Origin of the sequence: Xanthomonas euroxanthea, assembly GCF_900476395.1 — a bacterium.
GTDB lineage: Bacteria > Pseudomonadota > Gammaproteobacteria > Xanthomonadales > Xanthomonadaceae > Xanthomonas > Xanthomonas euroxanthea.
Window position 1 is genome coordinate 1,136,200 of record NZ_UIHB01000001.1, and the last position, 24,846, is coordinate 1,161,045.

The window sequence follows — 24,846 nt, forward strand, 5'->3', positions numbered from 1 at the left end:
TTCAGTTGCTTGCGATAAGCTGGCGGCCATTCAGGGCCCCATTTTACGGCCCGGTTGCCCCCGATGCCTGTACCGATTCGCATCCTGTGTGTTCTTCTGCTGGTCGCAGTCTCCACCAGTGCCACCGCAGTACCCAAGAAAGCACCGCCCGCGCCGCCGCCCAAGGGTGCCGGCACCACCTCGCTGGAGCCGGTGCTCGCCGGCGAATTTGCCTTGCAGGCCGGGCAGTTGGACGAGGCCGCCCGCGCCTATCTGGACGCTGCCAAGGCCGAGGCCGGCGACGCCGGGCTGGCCGAACGCGCTGCCCGCATCGCCATGCTGGCCAACGACGACCCGCGTGCGATCGAGGCCCTGGCGTTGTGGCGCGCCCGCGCACCGTCGTCGATGTCCATGCGCAGTACCGAAGCCTCGCTGGCCTTGCGCCGCAACGACTTGCGGACCGCCCGCCGTGATCTGCTCGGCCTGCTCAAGGAATCCGACCCGCGCGGCTGGCGCTTCGCCCTGATCGCCCTGGCCAATGGCGGACGCGAGCCGGAAGCCTCGGCCGACGTGCTCGAGGACCTGGTCAAGGCCGGCGCCATTCCCAACCAGATCGAAGCCTGGCAGGAGTTCGGCCGGCTCGCCCTGCGCATGGAGCGCCCGGCGCTGGCCAAGCGCATCGTCGACGAAGTGGTGCGCCGTTTCCCCGAGGAGCCGCGCGTGGCCTTGTTGCACGCCACCCAGCTGCAGCAGGAAGGCAAGAACGAGGAGGCGCTGGCGCTGCTGAAGACTGTCGAGCCGCAGGCGGTCAAGGATTCCGAGCTGCGTGGCGCGCTGGCCTTTGCCTACGATGCCATGGGGCAGACCGAAGCGGCTGCGCGGGTGTTGTCGACCGGACCGCAGGACACCCAGACCTACGGGCTACGTGCCTCCATGCTGGCCAAGGAAAAGGATCGCACTGCGCTGGAGGCGCTGTACGGCGAGCTCAAGAGCACTGCCGCCAAGCCCGACCCGGACCGCCGCCTGCTGCTCGGCAAGATCGCCGAATTCCTCAAGCGCTACGACGAGGCGGTGGAGTGGTATCGCGGCGTACCCGGCGGCCCGCAGCTGAGCGAAGCGCGTCTGCGCGCCGCCAGTGCGCTGTACGAGTTGGGCCGCAAGCCCGAGGCACTGGCCGAAGTCCGCGCCTTGCAGAGCGATGCCACTGCCGACGACGACGCACGTCGAGACGCCTATGTGCTCGAGGCCGAGCTGCACCAGCGCGCCGGCGACGCACCGGGCGAACTGGATGCCTTCGAGCGCGGCCTGGCCGCCTACCCGGACGACGGAGCCTTGCTGTACGCCCGCGGCCTGGCCTGGGAGCGCCGCGACGATGTCGCACGTGCCGAGGCCGACCTGCGCAAGATCCTGGTCGCCGAGCCGGAAAACGTGGCGGCGCTGAATGCGTTGGGCTACACCCTGGCCGACCGCACCACCCGCTACAAGGAAGCGCTGGCGTTGATCGACCGCGCCCGCACCGCCGACCCGGACAACCCGGCCATCGTCGACAGCTACGGCTGGGTGCTGTACCGCATGGGCCGCGCCAAGGAGGCCCTGGTGCAGCTGCGCCGTGCCTGGGCCCTGGTCAAGGACCCGGAAATCGCCGCGCATGTGGGCGAGGTGCTGTGGGTCAGTGGCAAGCAGGACGAAGCGCGGCGCTACTTCGATGAAGCGCGGCGTCTGGACCCGGACAACCGCGCGCTGCAACGCGCCGTGGAAAAATTCGGCCTATGAGCAAGGCGATCCGAACACTGGCCCTGAGCGGGCTGGTGCTGGTCGGGCTGTCGGCCTGCGTCAGCGTGCCGCGCGGGCAGGGCAGTGGCGCGGCCGTGGTGGAGCAGGTGTCCGAGCGCGCGCGCCAGGCCGAAGCTGCGCGCCAGGCCTGGCTGCAGGCGCATCCGAACTGGTCGTTCCAGGGCCGGGTGGCGATCAGCAAGGGCAGTCAGGGCGGGAGCGGCCGCATCGACTGGCAGCAGGACGGTGCGCAATACCGCGTGCAGCTCAGCGCGCCGGTGACCCGGCAGAGCTGGGTGCTCACCGGCGACACCACCACTGGCGCCGGACGCCTGGAAGGACTGGAGGGTGGCCCGCGCAGCGGCCCCGATGCCGAGCAGGTACTGCTGGAAGCAACCGGCTGGACCATCCCGGTCAACCAGATGCCGGACTGGGTCCGTGCGCTGCGCATCGCCGACGCGGGCGCCGAACGCGTGGACCTGGATGCAGCCGGTCGGCCGCGGACCGTACAGCAGGATGGCTGGACGATCGATTTCCTCGCCTGGGCGCCGGCTGGCGAAGGCCAACCCGAGCTGCCGCAGCGCATCGAAGCCCGCAATGGCGAGGCCAAGGTGCGTCTGCTGGTCGACCACTGGGCGGTGTCGCCCTGATGCCTGCGGCGCAAGCGGGCTGGTCGGCGTGGCCTGCGCCGGCCAAGCTCAACCTGTTCCTGCGGATCGTCGGGCGCCGCGCCGATGGTTACCACCTGCTGCAGACCGTGTTCCGGCTGCTGGACTGGGGGGACACCATTCATCTTCGCCTGCGCGATGACGGGCTGATCCGGCGTATCGGCGACAGCCTGCCCGGCGTGGCGGAAGACGACGACCTGGTGATCCGTGCCGCGCGCCTGCTGCAGTCCAGCGCGGGCACGCAGGCCGGCGCCGACATCCGGGTCGACAAACGCATCCCCGCCGGCGGTGGTTTCGGGGGGGGCTCGTCGGATGCCGCCACCGTACTGGTCGCGCTGAACGCCTTGTGGGGCCTGGGTTTGCCGGTCGATACGCTGGCCGGGCTGGGATTGCGGCTGGGTGCCGACGTGCCAGTGTTCGTGCGCGGGCACAATGCCTGGGCCGAGGGTGTCGGCGAGCAACTGACGCCAATCAGCCTCCCGGCAGCGTCCTATGTGCTGGTCGATCCGGGAATCCACGTGCCCACCCCGGCCTTATTTCAGTCACGGGAATTGACGCGGGATGCTGCGCCCGTGAAAATAGCGGACTTCGCTTCGGGTTCTCTGCTCGACAATGCGTTCGAGCCGGTCCTGCGGCGCCGTGAACCCGCCATCGAGGCAGTGTTCCAGGCGCTGTCCAGGATCGGGACGCCGCGTTTGACCGGGTCAGGGGGCGGGTGTTTCGTCGAATTCGCCACGCGCGCTGCTGCAGAGCAGGCCATGGCGCAGTTGCCGGGCAGCCTGAGGGCGTGGGTCGTGGAAGGTGCAGCGCACTCGCCACTGCTCGACGCACTGGACGCGAGACAGGTTTGATGCAGGGGCGTCGCCAAGAGGCCCAAGGCACCAGGTTTTGATCCTGGCATTCGTAGGTTCGAATCCTACCGCCCCTGCCAATATGCAGATCCCTCTGCAACAGTCGTATATGCAGATCCTTCTGCAACAGCCCGCACCTCCATGTGCGGGGATTCAAGGAAAGCCCGGCATTTGGTCGGTTTGTCCAGCTCAACCATCGCCCGCACGCTCTTCGCCGCCGCCCGAGAGACCTCATGCAAGACCAACGTAATCTGCTGGTGTTCTCCGGCAATGCCAACAAGCCGCTTGCCCTGAGCATCTGCAAGGAGCTCGGCGTTCGCATGGGCAAGGCGCTGGTCACGCGCTTTTCCGATGGCGAGGTGCAGGTCGAAATCGAAGAGAGCGTGCGCCGGCAGGAAGTGTTCGTGATCCAGCCGACCTGCGCGCCGAGTGCGGAAAACCTGATGGAGCTGCTGGTGCTGATCGACGCGCTCAAGCGCGCCAGCGCCGCCTCGGTGACTGCGGTCATCCCGTACTTCGGCTACTCGCGTCAGGACCGCCGCATGCGTTCCTCGCGCGTGCCGATCACCGCCAAGGTTGCCGCCAAGATGATCTGCGCGATGGAGGCCGACCGCGTGCTGACGGTCGATCTGCACGCCGACCAGATCCAGGGCTTCTTCGACGTGCCGGTGGACAACGTCTACGCCTCGCCGCTGCTGCTGGCCGACATCTGGCGCGCCTATGGCACCGACAACCTGATAGTGGTGTCGCCGGACGTGGGTGGCGTGGTGCGCGCGCGCGCCGTCGCCAAGCGCCTGGACGATGCGGATCTGGCCATCATCGACAAGCGTCGTCCGCGCGCCAATGTGGCCACGGTGATGAACATCATCGGCGACGTGCAGGGCAAGACCTGCGTGCTGGTCGACGACCTGGTCGATACCGCCGGTACCCTGTGCGCAGCCGCCGCAGCGCTGAAGCAGCGCGGCGCGCTCAAGGTCGTGGCCTACATCACCCACCCGGTGCTGTCCGGCCCGGCGGTGGACAACATCAACAATTCGCAGCTCGACGAGCTGGTGGTCACCGACACGATTCCGCTGACCGAAGCTGCGCGCACCTGCGCCAAGATTCGTCAGCTGAGCGTGGCCGAACTGCTGGCCGAGACCATTCGCCGCATCGCCTTCGGCGAATCGGTGAGTTCGCTCTACGTCGACTGAACCCCATTCGGTGCCCGCAGTGTGCGGGTGCCGGTACCACGTCTCTCCTGGTCGCGGGTGAGACGCTTCATCGCCGCGAGGCGGTATTCCAATCTAGGTAGTGAAACAACATGGCAAAGACTCACGAAATCAAGGTCGAGCGCCGCGCAGACGAGGGGAAGGGTGCGAGCCGCCGCCTGCGTCACGCTGGCGTCATTCCGGCCATCGTCTACGGTGGCGAACTCGAGCCGGTCAGCATCCAGCTCAACCACGAGCAGATCTGGCTTGCCCAGCAGAACGAGTGGTTCTACTCGTCGATCCTGGACCTGAATCTCAATGGCGACGTGCAGCAGGTGCTGCTGCGTGACATGCAGCGCCATCCGTTCAAGCAGCTGATCATGCACATCGACTTCCAGCGCGTCAGCGCCAACGAGAAGCTCAGTGCCGCTGTGCCGCTGCACTTCGTCAACGAGGCAACCTCGCCGGCCGGCAAGTCCAGCGAAGTGGTCGTCACCCACGAGCTCAACGAAGTCCAGGTGGTCTGCCTGCCGAAGGACCTGCCGGAGTTCATCGAGGTCGACCTCGGCGCCCTGGAAGTGGGCAACGTGATCCACTTGTCCGAGATCAAGCTGCCGGCCGGCGTGGAAATTCCGGAGCTGAAGCTGGGCAAGGAGCACGACGTGGCGGTGGTTGCTGCCAAGCACGTGCGGGTCGAGGAAGAAGACGCTGCCGGTGAAGAAGGCAGCGACGGCGCCGAGACCAAGTAAGCCGTTGACCGATCCTTCGCACTGCGTGGGATCGGCCGCGGTCGCTGGCATGTCTGCACTCCGCCTGATTGTCGGACTCGGGAATCCCGGTCCGGAACACGCGCAAACCCGGCACAACGCCGGGTTTCGTTTCGTCGATGCCCTTGTCCAGCGCCATGGCGCGCGTTGGGGGCTGGATGCCAAGTTGTTCGGCGAGACCGCCAAGGTCGAGATCGCCGGCCAGCCGGTCTGGCTGCTCAAGCCGGCCACCTTCATGAATCTCAGCGGCAAATCGATCACCGCCGCGTTGCGGTTCTGGAAGATCGAGCCGGAGCAGTTGCTCGTTGCGCATGACGAACTGGATCTGGCGCCAGGCGTCGCACGGCTCAAGTTCGATGGCGGCCACGGTGGCCAGAACGGCCTGCGCGATACCATCCGCCTGCTGGGGCACGGCAAATTCCACCGCCTGCGGGTCGGCATCGGCCATCCCGGCCACAAGGACCGCGTAGTGCCATGGGTGCTGGGACGGGCAGGGCGCGACGACGACGCGGCAATCGGGACTGCAGTGGACGCCGCCATCGACGTGCTGCCGCTGGCAATGCAAGGTAATTTCAACGAGGCGATGAAGCGCCTGCATACGGAAAAATAGAGAATGGGGAATCGGGAATGGGAGGAGCGCTGCTCTTGCCATTCTCGATTCCCGATTCTCCATTCACTGGAAAACCCATGGGTATCAAATGCGGCATCGTCGGCCTGCCCAACGTCGGCAAGTCGACCCTGTTCAATGCGCTGACCAAGGCGGGCATCGCTGCGGCCAATTTCCCGTTCTGCACCATCGAGCCGAATGTCGGCATCGTGCCGGTGCCGGACCCGCGCCTCAATCAGCTGGCTGAGATCGTCAAGCCGCAGAAGTTGATTCCGACCGCGGTCGAGTTCGTCGACATCGCCGGCCTGGTGGCGGGCGCGGCAAGCGGCGAGGGGCTGGGCAACAAGTTCCTCGCGCACATTCGCGAGGTCGATGCGATCACCCACGTGGTGCGGTGCTTCGAAAACGACGACGTCATCCACGTCAACAACAAGGTCGACCCGATCGCCGATATCGAAACCATCGATACCGAGCTGGCGCTGGCCGACCTGGACAGCGTGGAAAAGGCACTCAACCGTGCCGAGCGCAGCGCCAAGGGCGGCGACAAGGACGCAGCGGCGCGCAAGCCGGTGCTGGCCAAGTTGCAGGCCGCGTTGGCCGATGGCAAGGCCGGGCGTGCAGCCGGTCTGGACGAGGATGAAAAGGCGCTGGTGCGCGACCTGTTCCTGCTGACGCTCAAGCCGGTGATGTACATCGCCAACGTGCTTGAGGACGGCTTCGAGAACAATCCGCACCTGGAGGCAGTGCGCAAGCATGCGTTGACCGAGGGTGCGGAAGTGGTGCCGGTCTCGGCAGCGATCGAAGAAGAGCTGTCGCAGCTCGACGACGAGGACCGCGACACCTTCCTGGCCGATCTGGGGTTGGACGAGCCGGGCCTGAATCGCGTCATCCGCGCCGCCTACAAGCTGCTCGGCCTGCAGACCTACTTCACGGCCGGCGTCAAGGAAGTGCGCGCGTGGACGGTCAAGGCTGGCTCGACCGCGCCGCAGGCCGCGGCGGTGATCCATACCGATTTCGAGAAGGGCTTCATTCGCGCCGAGACGATCGGCTTTGACGACTTCATCAAGCACCGCGGCGAAGCCGGTGCGCGCGATGCCGGGCGTCTGCGCCTGGAAGGCAAGGAATATCGCGTGCAGGAAGGCGACGTATTGCACTTCCGTTTCAACGTCTGATCCCGTGCGCGCGGCGCTGGTCTTCGCGCGCTTTCGGGAGTGGCGAAGAGTTCAAAATTTTTGTTGACACCGGGTGCGTCCCACAACAAAATAACGGGCTGCTTCACCCCGAACCGAATTCGCTTCATCGCGCACCGGTCCGGTAGTAAAAGCTGGAGGGATACCCAAGCGGCCAACGGGGGCAGACTGTAAATCTGCTGGCTTACGCCTTCGGTGGTTCGAATCCACCTCCCTCCACCAGTTTCACGTTGTGGCATGCAGTTCCCGGCGCGGGAGTAGTTCAACGGTAGAACCTCAGCCTTCCAAGCTGATGGTGCGGGTTCGATTCCCGTCTCCCGCTCCATTGAACGCAAATGCATGGCATAATGCAAAACTCGCTCACGTAGCTCAGTCGGTAGAGCACCTCCTTGGTAAGGAGGAGGTCGAAGGTTCGATTCCTTTCGTGAGCACCATTACTCAATCGTCTTCAACTCCAAACGATTACCGAGACACGCACCCATGGCAAAAGCTAAATTTGAGCGCACCAAGCCGCACGTGAACGTCGGCACCATCGGTCACGTCGACCATGGCAAGACCACGTTGACAGCCGCGCTGACCAAGATCGGTGCTGAGCGTTTCGGTGGCGAGTTCAAGGCGTATGACGCGATCGATGCGGCGCCGGAAGAGAAGGCGCGCGGCATCACGATTTCGACCGCACACGTCGAATACGAATCCCCGACCCGTCATTACGCGCACGTCGATTGCCCCGGCCACGCCGACTACGTCAAGAACATGATCACCGGTGCGGCGCAGATGGACGGCGCGATCCTGGTGTGTTCGGCCGCCGACGGCCCGATGCCGCAGACCCGCGAGCACATCCTGCTCTCGCGTCAGGTCGGTGTGCCGCACATCGTCGTGTTCCTGAACAAGGCCGACATGGTCGACGACGCCGAGCTGCTCGAGCTGGTCGAGATGGAAGTGCGCGAGCTGCTCAGCAAGTACGACTTCCCGGGCGATGACACGCCGATCATCCACGGTTCGGCGCGTCTGGCGCTGGACGGTGACCAGAGCGACATCGGCGTGCCGGCGATCCTGAAGCTGGTCGAGGCGCTGGATTCGTTCATTCCGGAGCCGACCCGCGACGTCGACCGCCCGTTCCTGATGCCGGTCGAAGACGTGTTCTCGATCTCCGGCCGCGGTACCGTGGTGACCGGTCGTATCGAGCGCGGCATCATCAAGGTTGGCGACGAAATCGAAATCGTCGGTATCCGCGACACCCAAAAGACCACCGTTACCGGCGTGGAAATGTTCCGCAAGCTGCTGGACCAGGGCCAGGCGGGCGACAATGCCGGTCTGCTGCTGCGCGGCACCAAGCGTGACGACGTTGAGCGTGGCCAGGTGCTGTGCAAGCCGGGTTCGATCAAGCCGCACACCGAGTTCGAAGCCGAAGTCTACGTGCTGTCGAAGGACGAGGGTGGCCGTCATACCCCGTTCTTCAAGGGCTACCGTCCGCAGTTCTACTTCCGCACCACCGACATCACTGGCGCCTGCCAGCTGCCGGAAGGCGTGGAGATGGTGATGCCGGGCGATAACGTGAAGATGGTCGTGACCCTGATCAACCCGGTCGCGATGGACGAAGGTCTGCGCTTCGCCATCCGTGAAGGCGGTCGTACCGTCGGCGCCGGCGTGGTTGCCAAGATCGTCAAGTAAGTGCCTGTGTCCAGTCGCCTTGCGGCGGCTGGATTCAAACGAATGGCGGGCCGGCTAAACCGCGGTCCGCCTTCGTTGTCTTAGGGTTTGCGGTAAACGAGTACATACGCCAGTAGCTCAATTGGCAGAGCAGCGGTCTCCAAAACCGCAGGTTGGGGGTTCGAGTCCCTCCTGGCGTGCCACTCCTCTTTCCGGCCCAGCGATTCGGGTCAGATCGGTAACTAGAGCCGGATGAATAGCAAAATCGAGCCTTCCAAAAGCGCGTCTGCTGCCAGCGCCGATATCGTGAAATACGTCATCTCCGCGCTCCTGGTGATCGCGGGGTTGTTTGTGTGGTTCTGGTTTTCTGCACCCGAGCGTGCCACGCAGTTTGGAGCCTGGACGCCGCAGTTGCGCGCGCTGGCTGTGATTGTGGGGTTGGTGGCCGGTGCGTTTGTGTTTCTGGGGACCGGCAAAGGCCGGGAAGCCCGTGAATTCATGTCCGAATCCAGGTTCGAGTTGCGCAAGGTGGTCTGGCCGACGCGCCAGGAAGCCATTCGCACGACCTGGGTCGTGATTGTTGTTGTGATCATTCTGAGTTTGCTGTTGGGCGGCTTCGACTTCGTCATCCAGAAGCTCACGCAGTGGTTCCTGGCTCGTTGAGGAGAATCAAGCAGTGAAGCGTTGGTATGTCGTTCACGCCTATTCAGGCTTCGAAAAATCCGTTGCGCAGGCCCTGCGCGACCGTATCGCGCGCACCGAAATGGAAGATCGCTTCGGCGACGTCCTGGTGCCGACCGAGGAAGTCATCGAAATGCGCGCCGGCCAGAAGCGCCGGTCCGAGCGCAAGTTCTTCCCCGGCTACGTGCTGGTGCAGATCGAGACCCACGAAGAAGCCGGTATTCCGCGCATCGACAATGAAAGCTGGCATCTGGTGAAGGAAACTTCCAAGGTGATGGGCTTCATCGGCGGCACCGCCGACCGTCCGTTGCCGATCCGCGACGAAGAGGCGGATGCGATCCTGCAGCGTGTGCAGGATGGCGTCGAGAAGCCGCGTCCGAAGGTGCTGTTCGAGCCGGGTCAGATGGTGCGCGTCACCGATGGTCCGTTCAACGACTTCAACGGCGTCGTGGAAGAAGTCAATTACGAGAAGAGCCGGTTGCGGGTTGCCGTGCTCATCTTCGGTCGCTCCACGCCGGTCGAGCTCGAGTTCGGTCAGGTCGAGAAGGGCTGAGGTCGGTTGGGCGCCGTCTAGGCGCCCGCCTCGAATGCTGCTATAGTGCGCGGCTCGCTCACCTGGCGAACCGCCGGGAATCAATGGCTGCCGCATGGCAGCCATCTGCGTGTGGTCAGAAACGTGAAGCCGGGACACGTGATTTCCCGGTCCGATGGGGAGCCTGCAGTCAAGGCGCTAGCACCCGGAGAGTATCGAAATGGCAAAGAAGATAACTGCTTACATCAAGTTGCAGGTCAAGGCCGGTCAGGCCAATCCTGCGCCGCCGGTCGGCCCTGCACTGGGTCAGCGCGGTCTGAACATCATGGAGTTCTGCAAGGCGTTCAACGCAGCGACCTCCAAGCTGGAGCCGGGTCTGCCGACGCCGGTGGTGATTACCGCGTATTCCGACCGTACCTTCACCTTCATCACCAAGAGCACCCCGGCCAGCGTGCTGCTCAAGAAGGCCGCAGGCGTGACCTCCGGTTCCAAGCGCCCCAACACCGACAAGGTGGGCAAGGTGACGCGCAAGCAGCTGGAAGAGATCGCCAAGGTCAAGGAAGCCGATTTGACGGCGGCCGAGCTGGAAGCGGCAGTGCGCACGATTGCGGGTTCTGCCCGCAGCATGGGTTTGACGGTGGAGGGCTAAGACATGGCACAGAGCAAGCGCGTTAAGGCCATTGCGGCCGCTGTCGTTCCGGGCAAGACCTATGCCTTCGAAGAGGCAATCAAGATCCTGAAGACCGTTGCCAAGGCCAAGTTCGTCGAGTCGATCGACGTTGCCGTGCGCCTGGGCGTGGACGCCAAGAAGTCCGACCAGCAGGTGCGCGGTTCGACCGTGCTGCCGGCCGGTACCGGCAAGAGCGTGCGCGTTGCGGTGTTCGCACCGGCCGGCGCCAAGGCTGACGAAGCCCTGGCCGCTGGTGCCGAGGCGGTGGGCATGGACGACCTGGCCGAGAAGATGCAGGCCGGCGACCTGAGCTACGACGTGGTCATCGCGACCCCGGACGCGATGCGCGTCGTCGGTAAGCTCGGCACCCTGCTGGGCCCGCGTGGCCTGATGCCGAACCCGAAGGTCGGCACCGTGTCGGCCAACCCGGGCGAAGCGGTCAAGAATGCCAAGTCGGGTCAGGTGCGTTACCGCACCGACAAGGCCGGCATCATCCACTGCACCATCGGCAAGGCCAGCTTCGATGACGAAGCGCTGAAGTCGAACCTGCAGGCACTGCTGGTCGATCTGATCAAGGCCAAGCCGGCCACCTCCAAGGGGACCTACCTGCAGAAGGTGTCGGTCAGCTCGACGATGGGTCCTGGCGTGACGGTCGACCAGTCGAGCCTTGCACTGAAGTGAGTTGAGGGGTCGGGCCTGTCATGGGCCTGACCCGTCGATGGAGTACAGCATTGTTTTTCCGGCCCGGGTCACCGTGTGCTGGGAGTCCGTTCCCTCCTTTGGGGTAACGGACATTTTGAAGGCGATCGCCGGCTTGTCCGGCGGTAGCCGTCAAAGACCGCAGGCGCGGTCAGCGCAGATCGACGACGGGCACGGATGCTCGCACTGGCAAGGAGTCGCCGTCGATGCAGCGGGATCGCTTAATCAGGTTCGCAAGAGCCGGCCGGCGTAGATGGTGTCGCCCTTCTGGAGCTTTCTGGTTTACGCGCGTCTGGGACATCCCGGATCGAGCCCACTCCAGGTCTAGAACGGCCACCAAAGGAACATCGGTCGATGTTCCCGGCTTCCAGGAAGGAGGCTGCCCTGGACCGCAACCGGCAGGAGCCGCGAGCGGAGTAGTTTGAAGCGGGGATTAGGGATTCGGCATTGGGGATTTGCAGGAGCGGCTTCATGGCTTTCGACGAATCACCAATCACCAATCACCCATCCCGGCTTTAACGGAGGAGTGCAATGGCTCTCAATCTGTCTCAGAAGCAAGAAGTAGTCGCCGAGCTGGCAGACATCGCCGCCAAGGCTCACTCCTTGATCGCCGCCGAATACGCTGGCATCACGGTCTCCCAGATGACCGCGATGCGCAAGCAGGCCCGCGAAACCGGTGTGTTCTTGAAAGTTGTCAAGAACACCCTGGCTGCGCGCGCCGTTGAAGGTACCGAGTTCGCTGTCGTCGCTGACAAGCTGGTCGGTCCTTTGCTGTACGCGTTTTCGATGGAGGAGCCCGGCGCTGCCGGTCGCCTGATCAAGGAATTCGCCAAGGGCAACGACAAGTTGCAGGCCAAGGTCGTGTCCATCGGCGGGGAACTGTTCCCGGCTGGCCACGTCGACGTGTTGGCTTCGCTGCCGACCCGCGACCAGGCCCTGGCCATGCTGGCCCGCGTGCTGTCCGAACCGGCTGCCATGTTTGCCCGTGCCGTCAAGGCCGTGGGCGACAAGCAGGGCGGTGGCGACGAAGCCGCCGCGCCGGTCGCCGAGACTGCCGAAGCTTGATGTCCTAGCGTTCGCTAGAACCCCAATCCAGAAAATCATTTAAAGGTAATCACAATGTCCCTTACCAACGAACAGATCGTCGACGCCATCGCCGAGAAGTCCCTGATGGAAGTGATGGAGCTGGTCAAGGCCATCGAAGAGAAGTTCGGCGTCTCCGCCGCCGCTCCGGTCGCTGCTGCTGCAGCTGGCCCGGCCGCCGTGGTCGAAGAGCAGACCGAGTTCAACGTGGTGCTGACCAACTGCGGCGCCAACAAGGTCGGCGTCATCAAGGCCGTCCGCGCCGTGACCGGCCTGGGTCTGAAGGAAGCCAAGGACCTGACCGAAGCCGGTGGCATGCTGAAGGAAGGCGCTTCGAAGGACGAAGCCGAGAAGATCAAGAAGGAACTGACCGAAGCTGGCGCGACTGTCGAAATCAAGTAAGCAGTACCTTGCATCGCCAGCGTTTCATGGTGATGCACTGAAGGCTGGGAGCGTAAAGCTCCCGGCCTTTGGCCGTTGATGGAAGGCCGGGATTTGAGAGTCGGCATTCGGGATTCGAAGGCAATCTTCGCGTATCCCCAATCTCGTCATCCCCAATCCCTGCTTCACCGAGTTGGTAGTTGGAAGTAGCGGGAGAAGGCGTGCTGGTGCCGGCAATACCAGCGACTTCCAACTGACAATTTTGTTATTTCAGGGCCGCCGCGACGCGGCCCCCGCAGCCTAGGGTGAAGACTCATGACGTCTTATTCGTTCACCGAAAAAAAGCGTATCCGCAAGGACTTCGGCAAGCAGCGCTCGATTCTCGAAGTGCCGTTCCTGCTTGCGATCCAGGTGGATTCCTACCGCGAATTCCTGCAGGAAGACGTGGAGCCGACCAAGCGTAAGGACCTCGGTCTGCACGCGGCACTGAAGTCGGTGTTCCCGATTTCCAGCTACAGCGGCAACGCCGCGCTGGAATACGTCGGCTACAAGTTGGGTCAGCCGGTGTTTGACGAGCGTGAATGCCGTCAGCGCGGCATGAGCTATGGCGCGCCGCTGCGCGTGACCGTGCGTCTGGTGATCTACGACCGCGAGTCGTCGACCAAGGCCATCAAGTACGTGAAGGAGCAGGAGGTCTATCTTGGCGAAATCCCGCTGATGACCGACAACGGCACCTTCATCGTCAACGGCACCGAGCGCGTCATCGTCTCGCAGCTGCACCGCTCGCCGGGTGTGTTCTTCGACCACGACCGTGGCAAGACCCACAGCTCGGGCAAGCTGCTGTACAGCGCCCGCATCATTCCGTACCGCGGTTCCTGGCTGGACTTCGAGTTCGACCCGAAGGATGCGCTGTTCACCCGTATCGACCGTCGCCGCAAGCTGCCGGTGTCGATCCTGCTGCGTGCGCTCGGCTACAGCAACGAAGAGATGCTGGCCGAGTTCTTCGAGATCAACACCTTCCACATCAATCCGGACGAAGGCGTGCAGCTGGAGCTGGTGCCGGAGCGTCTGCGTGGTGAAACGCTGAACTTCGACCTGGCCGATGGCGACAAGGTCATCGTGGAAGCGGGCAAGCGCATCACCGCCCGTCACGTCAAGCAGCTCGAAGCCGCCGGCGTTGCCGCGCTGGCCGTGCCGGACGACTATCTGCTCACCCGCATCCTGTCGCACGACGTGGTCGATGGCTCGACCGGCGAACTGCTGGCCAACGCCAACGACGAGATCACCGAAGACCAGCTGGCGGCCTTCCGCAAGGCCGGCGTCGATGCGGTCGGCACCCTGTGGGTGAACGATCTGGATCGCGGTCCGTACCTGTCCAACACCCTGCGCATCGATCCGACCAAGACCCAGCTCGAAGCGCTGGTCGAGATCTACCGCATGATGCGTCCGGGCGAGCCGCCGACCAAGGAAGCCGCTCAGAACCTGTTCCACAACCTGTTCTTCACCTTCGAGCGTTACGACCTGTCCACGGTCGGCCGCATGAAGTTCAACCGTCGCGTCGGTCGCAAGGACGTGCTGGGCGAGTCGGTGCTGTACGACAAGAAGTACTTTGCCGAGCGCAACGACGAAGAATCCAAGCGCCTGGTCGCCGAACACACCGATACCTCCGACATCCTGGAAGTGATCAAGGTGCTCACCGAGATCCGTAACGGTCGCGGCGTGGTCGATGACATCGATCACCTGGGCAACCGTCGCGTGCGTTCGGTCGGCGAAATGGCCGAGAACGTGTTCCGCGTGGGCCTGGTCCGCGTCGAGCGCGCGGTCAAGGAACGCCTGTCGATGGCCGAGTCCGAGGGTCTGACCCCGCAGGAACTGATCAACGCCAAGCCGGTGGCTGCGGCGATCAAAGAGTTCTTCGGCTCCTCGCAGCTGTCGCAGTTCATGGACCAGAACAACCCGCTGTCGGAAGTGACGCACAAGCGTCGCGTCTCCGCACTGGGCCCGGGCGGCCTGACCCGCGAGCGCGCCGGCTTCGAAGTGCGCGACGTGCATCCGACCCATTACGGCCGCGTCTGCACCATCGAAACCCCGGAAGGCCCGAACATCGGCCTGATCAACTCGCTGGCCGTGTTTGCCCGCACTAACCAGTACGGCTTCCTCGAGACGCCGTACCGCAAGGTGCTGGACGGCAAGGTCTCCGACGACGTCGAATACTTGTCGGCGATCGAAGAGAACGAGTACGTGATCGCCCAGGCGAACGCGCTGACCGATGCCAAGAACATGCTCACCGAGCAGTTCGTGCCGTGCCGGTTCCAGGGCGAGTCGCTGCTGAAGCCGCCGGCCGAAGTGCACTTCATGGACGTCTCGCCGATGCAGACCGTGTCGGTCGCCGCGGCGCTGGTGCCGTTCCTGGAGCACGACGACGCCAACCGCGCACTGATGGGCGCCAACATGCAGCGCCAGGCCGTGCCGACGCTGCGTTCGCAGAAGCCGCTGGTCGGTACCGGCATCGAGCGTGCGGTTGCGCGCGACTCGGGCGTGACCGTCAATGCCTTGCGTGGTGGCGTGATCGAGCAGATCGACGCGGCCCGCATCGTGGTCAAGGTCAACGAGGCGGAAATCGGCGGCGGCACCGATGCCGGCGTGGATATCTACAACCTGATCAAGTACACCCGCTCCAACCAGAACACCTGCATCAACCAGCGTCCGCTGGTGAACGTGGGTGATGTGATCGCGCGCGGCGACGTGCTGGCCGACGGCCCGTCCACCGACATCGGTGAACTGGCGCTGGGCCAGAACATGCTGATCGCGTTCATGCCGTGGAACGGCTACAACTTCGAAGACTCCATCCTGCTCTCCGAGCGCGTGGTGGAAGAGGATCGTTACACCACGATCCACATCGAGGAACTGACCTGCGTTGCACGCGACACCAAGCTGGGGCCGGAGGAAATTTCCGCCGACATCCCGAACGTGTCCGAGCAGGCGCTGAACCGTCTGGACGAGAGCGGCGTGGTGTACATCGGTGCGGAAGTGCGCGCCGGCGACATCATGGTCGGCAAGGTCACGCCGAAGGGCGAGAGCCAGCTGACCCCGGAAGAAAAGCTGCTGCGTGCGATCTTCGGTGAGAAGGCGTCCGACGTGAAGGACAGCTCGCTGCGCGTGCCCCCGGGCATGGACGGCACCGTCATCGACGTGCAGGTCTTCACCCGCGACGGCATCGAGAAGGACAAGCGTGCGCGTCAGATCGAAGAGTCCGAGATCAAGCGCGTCAAGAAGGACTTCGACGACCAGTTCCGCATCCTGGAAGCGGCCATCTACGCACGTCTGCGTTCGCAGATCGTGGGCAAGGTTGCCAACGGCGGTCCGAACCTGAAGAAGGGCGACAACGTCACCGACGCGTATCTGGACGGGCTGAAGAAGTCCGACTGGTTCCAGCTGCGCATGAAGGACGAAGACGCCGCCGACGCCATCGAACGCGCACAGAAGCAGATCCAGGCGCACGAGAAGGAATTTGAAGCACGCTTTGCCGACAAGCGCGGCAAGATCACCCAGGGCGATGACCTCGCACCGGGCGTGCTGAAGATGGTCAAGGTGTTCCTGGCAGTGAAGCGTCGCATCCAGCCGGGCGACAAGATGGCAGGCCGCCACGGCAACAAGGGTGTGGTCTCCAATGTCGTGCCGGTCGAGGACATGCCGTACATGGCCACCGGCGAGCCGGTCGACATCGTGCTGAATCCGCTCGGCGTGCCGTCGCGTATGAACATCGGCCAGATTCTGGAAGTGCATCTGGGCTGGGCCGCCAAGGGCCTGGGTCGCAAGATCCAGCGCATGCTGGAAGCCCAGGCGGCGGTCAGCGAGCTGCGCAAGTTCCTGGACGACATCTACAACCACGACAGCGCGATCAATGCACAGCGCGTGGACCTGTCGCAGTTCAGCGATGAGGAATTGCTCAACCTGGGCAAGAACCTGATCGATGGCGTGCCGATGGCCACCCCGGTGTTCGACGGCGCCAGCGAAGCGGAAATCAAGCGCATGCTGGAACTGGCCGAGCTGCCGCAGAGCGGTCAGACCCAGCTGTACGACGGTCGTACCGGCGAAGCGTTCGATCGCAAGACCACGGTCGGCTACATGCACTACCTGAAGTTGAACCACCTGGTCGACGACAAGATGCATGCGCGCTCGACCGGTCCGTACTCGCTCGTCACCCAGCAGCCGCTGGGCGGCAAGGCGCAGTTCGGTGGTCAGCGCTTCGGTGAGATGGAAGTCTGGGCGCTGGAAGCCTACGGCGCGGCCTACACCCTGCAGGAAATGCTGACGGTGAAGTCCGACGACGTGCAGGGCCGCAACCAGATGTACAAGAACATCGTCGATGGTGAGCACGAGATGGTCGCGGGCATGCCGGAATCCTTCAACGTGTTGGTGAAGGAAATCCGCTCGCTGGCGATCAACATGGAACTGGAAGAGTGATCGCGCCGGATCCCGGTGCCGCAACGCGGTGCCGGGATCTGGAACGTAAGTCCCTCGGTTTCATCTCAGATACGAAATTCCTCCGACCCGGAGATATCAAATGAAAGACCTGCTCAACCTCTTCAATCAACAGCGCCAGACGCTGGATTTCGACGCGATCAAGATCGCGCTGGCATCGCCGGACCTGATCCGTTCGTGGTCCTACGGCGAAGTGAAGAAGCCCGAAACCATCAACTACCGGACCTTCAAGCCCGAGCGTGACGGCCTGTTCTGCGCCGCCATCTTCGGACCGATCAAGGACTATGAGTGCCTGTGCGGCAAGTACAAGCGCATGAAGCACCGCGGCGTGGTCTGCGAAAAGTGCGGCACCGAAGTCACCCTGGCCAAGGTGCGTCGTGAGCGCATGGGTCACATCGACCTGGCCTCGCCGGTCGCGCACATCTGGTTCCTCAAGTCGCTGCCCTCGCGCATCGGCCTGATGCTGGACATGACCCTGCGTGACATCGAGCGCGTGCTGTACTTCGAAGCCTACGTGGTCACCGAGCCGGGCCTGACCCCGCTCGAGCGCCGCCAGCTGCTGACCGAAGAGCAGTACCTGACCGCACGCCAGGAGTACAACGACGACTTCGACGCAGCCATGGGCGCCGAGGCCGTGTACGAGCTGCTGCGCACGATCGACCTGCAGTCGGAAATGACCCGCCTGCGCGAGGAAATCGCCAGCACCGGTTCGGAAACCAAGCTCAAGCGCCTCACCAAGCGCATCAAGCTGATCGAAGCCTTCCTGGAATCGGGCAACCGTCCGGAGTGGATGGTCATGACCGTGCTGCCGGTGCTGCCGCCGGACCTGCGTCCGCTGGTGCCGCTGGATGGCGGCCGCTTCGCGACCTCGGATCTGAACGATCTCTACCGCCGCGTGATCAACCGCAACAACCGTCTGCGTCGTCTGCTCGAGCTCAATGCGCCGGACATCATCGTGCGCAACGAGAAGCGCATGCTGCAGGAATCGGTCGATGCGCTGCTGGACAACGGCCGTCGCGGCCGTGCCATCACCGGCACCAACAAGCGTCCGCTGAAGTCGCTGGCCGACATGATCAAGGGCAAGCAGGGCCGGTTCCGTCAGAACCTGCTCGGCAAGCGCGTGGACTACTCCGGTCGTTCGGTCATCACCGTCGGTCCGTACCTCAAGCTGCACCAGTGCGGCCTGCCGAAGAAGATGGCGCTGGAGCTGTTCAAGCCGTTCGTGTTCGCCAAGCTGCAGCGTCGCGGCCTGGCCACCACCATCAAGGCCGCCAAGAAGCTGGTCGAGCGCGAAGAAGCTGAAGTCTGGGACATCCTGGAAGAAGTGATCCGCGAGCATCCGGTGCTGCTGAACCGTGCGCCGACCCTGCACCGCCTGGGCATCCAGGCGTTCGAGCCGGTGTTGATCGAAGGCAAGGCCATCCAGCTGCATCCGCTGGTGTGTACTGCGTTCAACGCCGACTTCGACGGTGACCAGATGGCCGTCCACGTGCCGCTCTCGCTGGAAGCCCAGCTGGAAGCGCGTGCGCTGATGATGTCCACCAACAACATCCTGTCGCCGGCCAACGGCGAGCCGATCATCGTGCCGTCGCAGGACGTGGTGTTGGGCCTGTACTACATGAGCCGCGCCCTGGAGAACAAGAAGGGCGAAGGCATGGTGTTCGCCAACACCAGCGAAGTGAAGCGCGCCTACGACAACCGCGTGGTGGAACTGCACGCCAAGGTCAAGGTCCGCATCACCCAGGTGGACGTGGAAGCCGACGGCAAGCGCAGCAGCGGCACCTCGATCGTGGACACCACGGTCGGTCGTGCGCTGCTGAGCGAAATCCTGCCCGAAGGCCTGCCGTTCCAGCTGGCCAACACCGAGATGACCAAGAAGAACATCTCGCGTCTGATCAACTCCAGCTACCGTCTGCTGGGCTTGAAGGACACCGTCGTGTTCGCCGACAAGCTGATGTACACCGGCTATGCCTATGCGACCCGCGCAGGCGTGTCGATCGGCATCGACGACATGCTGATCCCGGACGAGAAGAAGGGCATCCTCACCGAGGCCGAAGCCGAAGTGCTGGAGATCCAGGAACAGTACCAGTCCGGTCTGGTCACCGCCGGCGAGCGCTACAACAAGGTCGTGGACATCTGGTCGCGCACCAGCGAGCGCATCGCCAAGGCGATGATGGACACCATCGGTACCGAGAAGGTCGAAAATGCCAAGGGCGAGACCATCGACCAGAAGTCGATGAACTCGCTGTACATCATGGCCGACTCCGGTGCGCGTGGTAGCCAGGCGCAGATCCGTCAGCTGGCCGGCATGCGTGGCCTGATGGCGCGTCCGGACGGCTCGATCATCGAGACGCCGATCAAGGCGAACTTCCGCGAAGGCCTGAACGTGCAGGAGTACTTCAACTCCACCCACGGTGCCCGTAAGGGTCTGGCCGATACCGCGCTCAAGACCGCGAACTCGGGGTATCTGACCCGTCGTCTGGTCGACGTGGCACAGGACGTGGTGATCACCGAGGTCGATTGCGGCACCACCGAAGGGTTGATCATGACCCCGATCGTGGAAGGCGGCGACGTGGTGGAACCGTTGCGCGAGCGCGTGCTGGGCCGTGTGGTGGCCGAGGACGTGTACCTGCCGGGCAACGACGAAGAGCCGATCGTCACCCGCAACACGCTGCTGGACGAAGCCTGGGTTGCCAAGCTGGAAGACGCCAGCGTGCAGTCGGTGAAGGTGCGTTCGACCATCAGCTGCGAATCCTCGTTCGGCGTGTGCGCACGCTGCTACGGTCGCGATCTCGCCCGCGGTCACCAGGTCAACATCGGTGAGGCGGTCGGCGTCATTGCGGCGCAGTCGATCGGTGAGCCGGGTACCCAGCTGACCATGCGTACGTTCCACATCGGTGGTGCGGCATCGCGTGCGGCGGCGGTGGACAACATCACCGTCAAGACCACCGGTTCGGTGAAGTTCAACAACCTGAAGTCGGTGGCGCACGCCAGCGGCGCGCTGGTCGCTGTCTCGCGTTCGGGCGAACTGTCCGTGCTCGACGGCCATGGCCGCGAGCGCGAGCGTTACAAGCTGCCGTACGGCGCCACCATCACCGCCAAGGATGGTGATGCGGTCAAGGCCGGGCAGGGCGTGGCGAACTGGGATCCGCATAACCACCCGATCGTGTCGGAAGTGGCCGGTTTCATCCGCTTCATCGACTTCGTCGACGGCGTCACCGTCATCGAGAAGACCGACGAACTGACCGGTCTGGCCTCGCGCGAAATCACCGACCCGAAGCGTCGCGGTGCACATGCCAAGGAGCTGCGCCCGATCGTGCGCATCGTCGACGGCAAGGGCAATGACCTGACGATCCCGAATACGGATCTGCCGGCGCAGTACCTGTTGCCGCCGCGCTCCATCGTCAACCTGCAGGACGGCGCCGCTGTCGGCGTGGGCGACGTGGTCGCCAAGATCCCGCAGGAAGCGTCCAAGACCCGCGACATCACCGGTGGTCTGCCGCGCGTTGCCGACCTGTTCGAAGCGCGCAAGCCGAAGGATCCGGCGATCCTGGCCGAGCGCTCGGGCATCATCAGCTTCGGTAAGGACACCAAGGGCAAGCAGCGCCTGATCATCAAGGACACCGATGGGTCGGAACACGAAGAGCTGATTCCCAAGTACCGCCAGATCATCGTGTTCGAAGGCGAGCATGTGACCAAGGGCGAGACCGTGGTGGACGGCGAGCCGAGCCCGCAGGACATCCTGCGTCTGCTGGGTGTCGAGCCGCTGGCCGCGTATCTGGTCAAGGAAATCCAGGACGTGTATCGCCTGCAGGGCGTGAAGATCAACGACAAGCACATCGAGGTGATCACCCGCCAGATGCTGCGCAAGGTCGAGATCACCGACCAGGGCACCAGCAAGTTCCTCAACGGCGAGCAGGTCGAGCGCCAGCGCGTCATCGAGGAAAATGCCCGCCTGGTCAAGCGCAACGAGCTGCCGGCCAAGTACGATCCGGTGCTGCTGGGTATCACCAAGGCCTCGTTGGCCACCGAGTCGTTCATCTCGGCGGCCTCGTTCCAGGAGACCACCCGCGTGTTGACCGAGGCTGCCGTGCGCGGCACCCGCGACAACCTGCGCGGTCTGAAGGAAAACGTGATCGTGGGTCGTCTGATCCCGGCCGGTACGGGTCTGGCGTATCACGCCGGACGCCGCAAGTCGTCGGGTCTGACCGACTCGGAAATGGAAACGCTGTCGGGCAAGCCGACGGTTGCTGAACCGGTCGCAGCCGTGGCCGACGCTGGCGCGGACGAGGAGTAAGCGCTCCGACGGCGGTCGCAAGATCGCCGTAAGCCAAGCGAAAAGGAGGGCAGGAGGCCCTCCGTTTTCCGGCCTTTGGATGGGCCAGCAGGGTTAGATTTCCGTGAAGTTGACGGAGTTTCGTCCTGCCAGCTATACTTCCCTGTCTCGGCGGGCCGTTTTTCGGCCTGCCTTTGTTTTCGTGCAAGGCCGTCTCGGCCTCTCAATCAGAAGAATCAACTGATGACGACGATCAATCAGCTGGTCCGCAAGCCTCGGCAAGCGACCACCTACAAGAGTGCCTCTCCGGCACTGGACAAGTGTCCGCAGCGCCGTGGCGTCTGCACACGCGTCTATACCACTACCCCGAAGAAGCCGAACTCGGCCCTGCGTAAGGTTGCCAAGGTGCGCCTGACGAACCAGGAAGAGGTCATCAGCTACATCGGTGGTGAAGGCCACAACCTGCAGGAGCACTCCGTGGTCCTAATTCGCGGTGGCCGCGTCAAGGATCTTCCCGGTGTGCGTTATCACACCGTCCGTGGTTCGCTGGACGCCGCCGGCGTCGCAAAGCGCCGTCAAGGTCGTTCCAAGTACGGCGCCAAGCGCCCGAAGAGCTAAGGAAACACTCCAATGTCCCGTAAAGGTTCTACTCCGCAGCGCACCGTCCTGCCTGATCCAAAGCATGGCAGCGAAACCATTGCCCGCTTCATCAATATGGTGATGCAAAGTGGCAAGAAGTCGGTTGCTGAGAAAATTGTCTATGGCGCGATGGACGTCATTGGCGAAAAGAATCCGAATGCCGTCGAGCTGGTGCAGAAAGCACTGGACAACGTGGCCCCGGCTGTCGAAGTTAAATCGCGTCGCGTCGGTGGTGCTACCTATCAGGTGCCCGTCGAAGTGCGCTCCTCCCGTCGCATGGCGCTGGCAATGCGCTGGTTGATCGATTCCGCGCGCAAGCGTGGCGAGAACACCATGCCGCGCAAGCTGGCTGCAGAACTGTTGGACGCCTCGGAAAGCCGTGGCGGCGCGATCAAGAAGCGCGAAGAGACGCACCGTATGGCGGAGGCGAACAAGGCGTTCGCACATTACCGCTGGTGACCTCGTGGGCCTTGGTAACGGGGCCCTTCAGCACCATCTGAGTGCTGTTTGCGACGCCTTTGGCGTCGCATCCAATCCGAAGGCCGCCGAAAGGCGGCGTTCGGCCATCCGAAATCCAAGAAATTGAGAGGCTCCCCGTGGCCCGCACCACCCCTATCGAGCGTTACCGCAACTTCGGCATCATGGCCCACATCGATGCCGGCAAGACCACCACCTCCGAGCGCATCCTGTTCTACACCGGTGTCAGTCACAAGATCGGCGAAGTCCATGACGGCGCTGCAGTGATGGACTGGATGGAGCAGGAGCAGGAGCGTGGTATCACCATCACCTCCGCTGCGACCACTGCATTCTGGTCGGGCATGGACAAGTCCATGCCGCAGCACCGCTTCAACATCATCGATACCCCCGGGCACGTCGACTTCACCATCGAAGTGGAGCGCTCCTTGCGCGTGCTCGACGGTGCGGTGTTCGTGCTGTGCGCCGTTGGTGGCGTGCAGCCGCAGTCCGAGACCGTGTGGCGCCAGGCCAACAAGTATTCCGTGCCGCGCATGGCCTTCGTCAACAAGATGGACCGTACCGGTGCCAACTTCGACAAGGTCGTCGAGCAGCTGAAGGCCCGTCTGGGTGCCTACGCCGTGCCGATGCAGGTGCCGATCGGCGCCGAAGACGGCTTCGAGGGCGTGGTCGACCTGCTCAAGATGAAGGCGATCCATTGGGATACCGCATCGCAGGGCACCACCTTCGAATACCGCGACATCCCGGCTGACCTGGTCGAGATCGCGACCGAGGCGCGTTCGTTCATGGTCGAGGCGGCTGCCGAAGCCAGCGAAGACCTGATGGACAAGTACCTCAACGAGGGCGACCTGAGCGAAGAGGAGATCCTGGTGGGTCTGCGCGAGCGCACCCTGAAGGTCGAAATCGTGCCGGTGTTCTGCGGCTCGGCGTTCAAGAACAAGGGCGTGCAGGCCATGCTCGACGGCGTCGTGCACCTGCTGCCGTCGCCGGCCGACCGTCCGCCGGTCCAGGGTATCGACGAGGACGAGAAGGAAGACACCCGTCCTGCCACCGATACCGCGCCGTTCTCGGCGTTGGCGTTCAAGATCATGACCGACCCGTTCGTGGGCTCGCTGACGTTCTTCCGTGTCTACTCGGGCACGTTGAACTCCGGCGACCAGGTCTACAACCCGGTCAAGTCGAAGAAAGAGCGCGTGGGCCGCATCCTGCAGATGCACTCCAACAATCGCGAAGAGATCAAGGAAGTGCGCGCTGGTGACATCGCCGCTGCCGTGGGTCTGAAGGACGTCACCACCGGCGACACGCTGTGTGCGCAGGACAAGGTCATCACCCTGGAGCGCATGGTGTTCCCGGAGCCGGTGATCTCGATGGCGGTGGAACCCAAGACCAAGTCGGACCAGGAAAAGATGGGCATGGCCCTGGGCCGTCTGGCGCAGGAAGATCCCTCGTTCCGCGTCAAGACCGACGAAGAATCCGGCCAGACCATCATCTCGGGCATGGGCGAGTTGCACCTGGACATCATCGTCGACCGTATGCGTCGCGAGTTCAATGTCGAGGCCAACGTCGGCAAGCCGCAGGTGGCCTATCGCGAAACGATCCGCAAGTCCGACGTCAAGTCCGACTACAAGCACGCCAAGCAGTCCGGTGGTAAGGGTCAGTACGGTCACGTGGTGATCGAGCTGTCGCCGATGACCGAGGAAGATCGCAAGAGCGACAACGTCAAGGACGATTTCCTCTTCATCAACGACATCACCGGCGGCATCATCCCGAAGGAATTCATCCCCTCGGTTGAAAAGGGTCTGCGCGAGACGATCACCAGTGGTCCGATCGCCGGCTTCCCGGTGGTGGGTGTGAAGGTCAAGCTGGTGTTCGGCTCGTACCACGACGTCGACTCCTCGGAAATGGCGTTCAAGCTGGCCGCGTCGATGGCGTTCAAGCAGGGCTTTGCGAAAGCCAGCCCGGTGTTGCTGGAGCCGATCATGAAGGTCGAGATCGTCAGCCCGGAGGATTACCTGGGTGACGTGATGGGCGACGTGAGCCGCCGTCGTGGCGTGCTGCAGGGTCAGGACGACAGCCCGTCGGGCAAGATCATCAACGCGATGATTCCGCTGGGCGAGATGTTCGGTTATGCGACCTCGCTGCGCTCGATGAGCCAGGGCCGTGCGACGTTCTCGATGGAATTCGACCACTACGAAGAGGCACCGGCCAACATCGCCGACGCCGTCACCAAGAAGGGCTGAGTTCGCTCAGC

19 protein-coding genes and 5 tRNA genes are annotated in these 24,846 nt (G+C 63.6%); all 24 read left to right on the forward strand.

Annotated features, from left to right (window positions below):
• Positions 1 to 63: 63 nt before the first annotated feature.
• Positions 64 to 1,752, forward strand: a complete 1,689-nt coding sequence (locus CPBF1521_RS04930; protein WP_115676245.1) for a tetratricopeptide repeat protein — start codon at positions 64 to 66, stop codon at positions 1,750 to 1,752.
• A complete protein-coding gene (gene lolB / locus CPBF1521_RS04935; RefSeq protein ID WP_115676246.1) occupies positions 1,749 to 2,402 on the forward strand; it encodes a lipoprotein insertase outer membrane protein LolB in 654 nt (217 codons plus the stop codon). The genes CPBF1521_RS04930 and lolB overlap by 4 nt, the downstream gene beginning before the upstream one ends.
• The gene (gene ispE / locus CPBF1521_RS04940) at positions 2,384 to 3,271 is read left to right on the forward strand and encodes a 4-(cytidine 5'-diphospho)-2-C-methyl-D-erythritol kinase (RefSeq protein ID WP_115676527.1); all 888 of its coding nucleotides are present in this window, start codon (positions 2,384 to 2,386) and stop codon (positions 3,269 to 3,271) included. Before lolB ends, ispE begins: the two co-directional genes overlap by 19 nt.
• Positions 3,272 to 3,274: 3 nt before the next feature.
• Positions 3,275 to 3,351: transfer RNA gene (locus CPBF1521_RS04945), tRNA-Gln, on the forward strand.
• A gap of 153 nt (positions 3,352 to 3,504) precedes the next feature.
• The gene (locus tag CPBF1521_RS04950; RefSeq protein WP_104582258.1) at positions 3,505 to 4,464 is read left to right on the forward strand and encodes a ribose-phosphate diphosphokinase; all 960 of its coding nucleotides are present in this window, start codon (positions 3,505 to 3,507) and stop codon (positions 4,462 to 4,464) included.
• A 110-nt stretch (positions 4,465 to 4,574) separates the two neighbouring features.
• A complete protein-coding gene (locus CPBF1521_RS04955) occupies positions 4,575 to 5,210 on the forward strand; it encodes a 50S ribosomal protein L25/general stress protein Ctc (RefSeq protein ID WP_104582259.1) in 636 nt (211 codons plus the stop codon).
• 49 nt (positions 5,211 to 5,259) lie between these two features.
• Positions 5,260 to 5,838 carry an aminoacyl-tRNA hydrolase gene (gene pth / locus CPBF1521_RS04960; protein WP_104582260.1) on the forward strand — a complete coding sequence of 193 codons (579 nt, stop codon included), beginning with the start codon at positions 5,260 to 5,262 and terminating at the stop codon, positions 5,836 to 5,838.
• 77 nt (positions 5,839 to 5,915) lie between these two features.
• Positions 5,916 to 7,007, forward strand: coding sequence for a redox-regulated ATPase YchF (gene ychF / locus CPBF1521_RS04965; RefSeq protein ID WP_104582261.1), 1,092 nt, complete (start codon positions 5,916 to 5,918; stop codon positions 7,005 to 7,007).
• Between the two features lie 154 nt (positions 7,008 to 7,161).
• Positions 7,162 to 7,247, forward strand: a tRNA-Tyr gene (locus CPBF1521_RS04970).
• Between the two features lie 29 nt (positions 7,248 to 7,276).
• Positions 7,277 to 7,350 (forward strand) — tRNA-Gly (locus tag CPBF1521_RS04975).
• 33 nt (positions 7,351 to 7,383) lie between these two features.
• A tRNA-Thr gene (locus CPBF1521_RS04980) sits at positions 7,384 to 7,459 on the forward strand.
• 46 nt (positions 7,460 to 7,505) lie between these two features.
• Positions 7,506 to 8,696 (forward strand): elongation factor Tu, encoded by a 1,191-nt coding sequence (gene tuf, locus CPBF1521_RS04985; RefSeq protein WP_104582262.1) that lies wholly within the window; start codon positions 7,506 to 7,508, stop codon positions 8,694 to 8,696.
• A gap of 106 nt (positions 8,697 to 8,802) precedes the next feature.
• Positions 8,803 to 8,878 (forward strand) — tRNA-Trp (locus CPBF1521_RS04990).
• A 49-nt stretch (positions 8,879 to 8,927) separates the two neighbouring features.
• The gene (gene secE, locus CPBF1521_RS04995; RefSeq protein WP_104560438.1) at positions 8,928 to 9,338 is read left to right on the forward strand and encodes a preprotein translocase subunit SecE; all 411 of its coding nucleotides are present in this window, start codon (positions 8,928 to 8,930) and stop codon (positions 9,336 to 9,338) included.
• Between the two features lie 13 nt (positions 9,339 to 9,351).
• Positions 9,352 to 9,909, forward strand: coding sequence for a transcription termination/antitermination protein NusG (gene nusG / locus CPBF1521_RS05000; protein WP_016900683.1), 558 nt, complete (start codon positions 9,352 to 9,354; stop codon positions 9,907 to 9,909).
• 199 nt (positions 9,910 to 10,108) lie between these two features.
• Positions 10,109 to 10,537 carry a 50S ribosomal protein L11 gene (rplK, locus tag CPBF1521_RS05005; RefSeq protein WP_016900682.1) on the forward strand — a complete coding sequence of 143 codons (429 nt, stop codon included), beginning with the start codon at positions 10,109 to 10,111 and terminating at the stop codon, positions 10,535 to 10,537.
• A 3-nt stretch (positions 10,538 to 10,540) separates the two neighbouring features.
• On the forward strand, positions 10,541 to 11,239 hold the full coding sequence (gene rplA, locus CPBF1521_RS05010) for a 50S ribosomal protein L1 (protein ID WP_115676247.1): 699 nt from the start codon (positions 10,541 to 10,543) through the stop codon (positions 11,237 to 11,239).
• 549 nt (positions 11,240 to 11,788) lie between these two features.
• A complete protein-coding gene (gene rplJ / locus CPBF1521_RS05015) occupies positions 11,789 to 12,322 on the forward strand; it encodes a 50S ribosomal protein L10 (RefSeq protein ID WP_104582264.1) in 534 nt (177 codons plus the stop codon).
• 54 nt (positions 12,323 to 12,376) lie between these two features.
• Positions 12,377 to 12,742 carry a 50S ribosomal protein L7/L12 gene (rplL, locus tag CPBF1521_RS05020; protein ID WP_008574194.1) on the forward strand — a complete coding sequence of 122 codons (366 nt, stop codon included), beginning with the start codon at positions 12,377 to 12,379 and terminating at the stop codon, positions 12,740 to 12,742.
• 294 nt (positions 12,743 to 13,036) lie between these two features.
• Complete coding sequence (gene rpoB / locus CPBF1521_RS05025; RefSeq protein ID WP_104535790.1) at positions 13,037 to 17,188, forward strand: DNA-directed RNA polymerase subunit beta; 4,152 nt, start codon at positions 13,037 to 13,039, stop codon at positions 17,186 to 17,188.
• Between the two features lie 100 nt (positions 17,189 to 17,288).
• Positions 17,289 to 21,503, forward strand: a complete 4,215-nt coding sequence (rpoC, locus tag CPBF1521_RS05030) for a DNA-directed RNA polymerase subunit beta' (protein WP_104582265.1) — start codon at positions 17,289 to 17,291, stop codon at positions 21,501 to 21,503.
• A gap of 222 nt (positions 21,504 to 21,725) precedes the next feature.
• Positions 21,726 to 22,100 (forward strand): 30S ribosomal protein S12, encoded by a 375-nt coding sequence (gene rpsL / locus CPBF1521_RS05035; RefSeq protein ID WP_002811712.1) that lies wholly within the window; start codon positions 21,726 to 21,728, stop codon positions 22,098 to 22,100.
• A gap of 12 nt (positions 22,101 to 22,112) precedes the next feature.
• On the forward strand, positions 22,113 to 22,580 hold the full coding sequence (gene rpsG, locus CPBF1521_RS05040) for a 30S ribosomal protein S7 (RefSeq protein WP_005993356.1): 468 nt from the start codon (positions 22,113 to 22,115) through the stop codon (positions 22,578 to 22,580).
• A gap of 137 nt (positions 22,581 to 22,717) precedes the next feature.
• The gene (gene fusA, locus CPBF1521_RS05045) at positions 22,718 to 24,835 is read left to right on the forward strand and encodes an elongation factor G (RefSeq protein WP_046345811.1); all 2,118 of its coding nucleotides are present in this window, start codon (positions 22,718 to 22,720) and stop codon (positions 24,833 to 24,835) included.
• Positions 24,836 to 24,846 lie beyond the last annotated feature (11 nt).

Bases quoted from the DNA above. Each gene is read 5' to 3' on its own strand.
- CPBF1521_RS04930 (WP_115676245.1), top strand. From the start codon at position 64: ATGCCTGTACCGATTCGCATCCTGTGTGTTCTTCTGCTGGTCGCAGTC.
- lolB (WP_115676246.1), top strand. From the start codon at position 1,749: ATGAGCAAGGCGATCCGAACACTGGCCCTGAGCGGGCTGGTGCTGGTC.
- CPBF1521_RS04950 (WP_104582258.1), top strand. From the start codon at position 3,505: ATGCAAGACCAACGTAATCTGCTGGTGTTCTCCGGCAATGCCAACAAG.
- CPBF1521_RS04955 (WP_104582259.1), top strand. From the start codon at position 4,575: ATGGCAAAGACTCACGAAATCAAGGTCGAGCGCCGCGCAGACGAGGGG.
- pth (WP_104582260.1), top strand. From the start codon at position 5,260: ATGTCTGCACTCCGCCTGATTGTCGGACTCGGGAATCCCGGTCCGGAA.
- ychF (WP_104582261.1), top strand. From the start codon at position 5,916: ATGGGTATCAAATGCGGCATCGTCGGCCTGCCCAACGTCGGCAAGTCG.
- tuf (WP_104582262.1), top strand. From the start codon at position 7,506: ATGGCAAAAGCTAAATTTGAGCGCACCAAGCCGCACGTGAACGTCGGC.
- secE (WP_104560438.1), top strand. From the start codon at position 8,928: ATGAATAGCAAAATCGAGCCTTCCAAAAGCGCGTCTGCTGCCAGCGCC.
- rplK (WP_016900682.1), top strand. From the start codon at position 10,109: ATGGCAAAGAAGATAACTGCTTACATCAAGTTGCAGGTCAAGGCCGGT.
- rplA (WP_115676247.1), top strand. From the start codon at position 10,541: ATGGCACAGAGCAAGCGCGTTAAGGCCATTGCGGCCGCTGTCGTTCCG.
- rplJ (WP_104582264.1), top strand. From the start codon at position 11,789: ATGGCTCTCAATCTGTCTCAGAAGCAAGAAGTAGTCGCCGAGCTGGCA.
- rplL (WP_008574194.1), top strand. From the start codon at position 12,377: ATGTCCCTTACCAACGAACAGATCGTCGACGCCATCGCCGAGAAGTCC.
- rpoB (WP_104535790.1), top strand. From the start codon at position 13,037: ATGACGTCTTATTCGTTCACCGAAAAAAAGCGTATCCGCAAGGACTTC.
- rpoC (WP_104582265.1), top strand. From the start codon at position 17,289: ATGAAAGACCTGCTCAACCTCTTCAATCAACAGCGCCAGACGCTGGAT.
- rpsL (WP_002811712.1), top strand. From the start codon at position 21,726: ATGACGACGATCAATCAGCTGGTCCGCAAGCCTCGGCAAGCGACCACC.
- rpsG (WP_005993356.1), top strand. From the start codon at position 22,113: ATGTCCCGTAAAGGTTCTACTCCGCAGCGCACCGTCCTGCCTGATCCA.